Genomic DNA, 2993 nt, shown 5'->3' with positions numbered 1-2993 from the left:
CCCGCCACCTTACGGTCGCCTGGGCGGGCGCAGTGCCCACGGGCACCGGGCATTTCACGCTCTCCAATATGCAGGGGCAGGCGGTATGGTCGGTCACCAAACCATCTGCACCAGAGGTACCGCTGCAGTTGCCGGAGTTGCCGCCGGGCGTCTATGCTCTGCGCGTGGAAGTGGAGGGGCAGGTTTGGGTGGAAAGAGTGGTGGTTCAATAACGGGCTTGGGCATGGGGTTCTGGTATGGTCCCTCCTTTGCCTATCGGCTATGGCGGACAGATTCCCGCCTCCGCGTGAAGCTACGGCGGACAGAGGGTGTTGTGGTTTTGTGGTGTTCCCGGCTTCCCGGGCTGGTCAATCCGTACGGGTAGATATTGGCGCGTCAGACTTGCTTCGTGGGTCAGAGAAGGGTAAAGGAACAAAGCTCACCGGGTGTACTATGACAAGCCATCGCCGGGGCATTCACCCGGTGTGCTTTTCGTGTGCCCATAGTCTGCAGGCCGGGCGAAAGCTCCAACTTCTTTTTTATCTATATCCCACGGTGAGGGCACTGGGCAGGAGCCTAACATTGTTTTTCTCTACTCAATTCCGTATCTTACCGATCATTCACTAACCGCTAAAAACGAACCTCATGTTTACACACACACACCATTTCGTGCACGGCACACCGTTAAGCTTCTTTGGCTCATGCTCATGATATCAGGCTTGCATACCGCAACCGGGCAAAGCTACGTCACTTATGGTTTGTACGGCAGGTACGAAGAAGCGCGCATCCCACAATTGGTAGCCCTGACCCCTTATCAGTCAGGTACTTACAGCAGCCTTTCTGCACTCTTTTCGGCTCTGCCCCCTTATGTATCCGAAGGGGGCGACCTGTCCAATATGCCAAAACCTTTGGTTGAAGCATTGTATGATTTTACCACGCACTGCAACGAAGCGGGCTTTCTCGCGGTGGAGCTTTTGCGGCGCAATGGGGTAGAAACAGCGGTACAATGCAATAGCCCGAGCCCGGCGATGGCTCAACAAAACAACGGAGAGAGTCAGGCAAAGGATAGCCGCAGGCAGAACCAAATGAATGCTGCCTTTTTCCCCAACCCCACGCAGGGCACCCTTCAGGTCGTCCTTCCGGAAGGGGCCGATCAGGCCTCCCTGATACTTTACAACTTACAGGGGCAGCCTGCCTTCCAGTCCGTGCTCACTGGCTCGCGCACCACTTTGCAATTGCCAGTGCCAGCGGGCATTTACTGGGCACGCCTGCAAATAGCCGGGCAGCAGCCGGTGCACCACAAAATCATTGTATCACGCTAAACAAGCCTGCCATGAAATTAGTAACCAAAGCACTTTTACTGCTGCTGCTGGGGCCTTCATATCTTAGTGCCCAGCCATTCAATATTGCTGAAGATTTAGGGTATACAAGTAATCAGTTTGACCGCGTGATTGTCCATAAGGATACAATTGTTGGTGTGGGTATAGGTTTAAGCGATTCTCTGGAAGTTGGGGTAGTTATTGCTCTTTTCGACTCTACGGGGCAGCAATTAGCCAAAAATATTTTAACTGATATTGATGGGAATGGTCTTTTTTTTATTGACGGTGCAGGAGGTTTGACTGCGGCAAATAGTGGAGGATATATACTTATAGCTTACTCTGGTGGGAACGCCATTTTCATCAAACTAGACGAGCGGCTAAATGAGGAATTCCGGCATGAATACACAGACGTTGACGGAGAAAGTAACTTTAGCTATCTTGACCCTATACCCTTAGACGAGGGCTATTTGCTGTACGGGAATATAGACCGGGAGAATGGGGTGCCCGACCCTTTTGTACGCATTGTGGACGAGCAGGGGCAGACCGTGCGGCTTGATTTTTATGGAAATTATGAGGATAGAGATATCTATCAGGATGCCCAATTGCTCGGCGATTCTATTTTGGTAGCTTGGGGGCAGCGGCGGGTTAGCCCAGGCTACAGCATCAACTTTTTTCATCGTATCCGCATATCCGATGGTGCCTTACTGGATAGTTGGGAGTCTTCAGTAAACGCGGACATGGGCTGGCTGCGGCAATTGGTTGCCCTGGAAGACGGGGATATCATCACTTTTGGGCAGCAGCCGCTGGAAATTATCGACTGGAACACTTACATCGTACAGCCGATGCTGACCCGCCTCAACAGCAACTATGAGGTCGTTTGGCAGCGGCCGGTTTGGAGATCAGGTTACCATTCCCCAGGTCATGGTTTGTATGATATCAAGCAAGTGTCAGACGGCTACTACGTAGGGTCTGGCCACGTAAGGAGCGTTGTAGATAATGACCCAACTACAGTAGGCTGGCTTTTTAAGTTTACAGCTTTTGGTGATTCGCTTTGGTCGCGCTATTACCTCCCACCATTTGACACTATTGGCAATACACTCCTTAATGGCAGTTTTTTCTCCTTCGGAGAGCTGTCCAGCGGTAATTTAGTCAGTGGTGGAAGTGCAAGCGGCGATGGCCCTCAGCGCCGCTGCTGGATCATCAAAACGGATGCCAATGGTTGTCAGGGGGAGACGCCCTGTGAGGTGCTTACGGATGTGGCGGAGGTGGAGCCGATGGAAGAGCCGGGTGTGCGGGTGTTCCCCAATCCCACGCAGGGCAACCTTCAGGTCGCCCTTCCGGAAGGGGCCGAACAGGCCTCCCTGATACTTTACAACTTACAGGGGCAGCCTGCCTTCCAGTCCCTGCTCACCGGGCAACATACCACCTTGCAACTGCCGGTTCCAGCAGGCATCTACTGGGCACGCCTGCAAATAGCCGGGCAGCAGCCGGTGCACCACAAAATCATTGTATCACGCTAAACAAGCCTGCCATGAAGTTAATGACCAAAGCACATTTATTGCTGCTGCTGGGGGCTGTAGGCCTTAGTGGACAGTCTTTTAATATTGCTGAAGATTTAGGGTACCAAAGTAACCGGTTTGAAAGCGTGATTGTCCATAACGACACAATCATTGCCTTGGGTACTGCTCGTACTGA

3 protein-coding genes are annotated in these 2993 nt (G+C 52.4%); all 3 read left to right on the top strand.

Features of this window, described 5'->3' with window-relative positions; genetic code table 11:
- Nucleotides 1-212, top strand: a 212-nt coding sequence (locus RIC19_RS20055; RefSeq protein ID WP_350180148.1) for a T9SS type A sorting domain-containing protein, incomplete at its 5' end; no start/stop codon positions are given.
- Nucleotides 213-680: 468 nt separating this feature from the next.
- Nucleotides 681-1301: a T9SS type A sorting domain-containing protein gene (locus RIC19_RS20050; RefSeq protein WP_350180147.1), complete on the top strand. Its 621-nt coding sequence runs from the start codon at nt 681-683 to the stop codon at nt 1299-1301.
- Between the two features lie 11 nt (nt 1302-1312).
- Nucleotides 1313-2818: a T9SS type A sorting domain-containing protein gene (locus RIC19_RS20045; protein WP_350180146.1), complete on the top strand. Its 1506-nt coding sequence runs from the start codon at nt 1313-1315 to the stop codon at nt 2816-2818.
- Nucleotides 2819-2993: the final 175 nt, after the last annotated feature.

The organism is Phaeodactylibacter sp., from assembly GCF_040219495.1.
GTDB lineage: Bacteria > Bacteroidota > Bacteroidia > Chitinophagales > Saprospiraceae > Phaeodactylibacter.
Note: the sequence above shows the minus strand (reverse complement) of the source record. Positions and strands in the feature narration are given on the sequence as shown.

Bases quoted from the DNA above. Each gene is read 5' to 3' on its own strand.
- RIC19_RS20045 (WP_350180146.1), top strand. From the start codon at position 1,313: ATGAAATTAGTAACCAAAGCACTTTTACTGCTGCTGCTGGGGCCTTCA.
- RIC19_RS20050 (WP_350180147.1), top strand. From the start codon at position 681: ATGCTCATGATATCAGGCTTGCATACCGCAACCGGGCAAAGCTACGTC.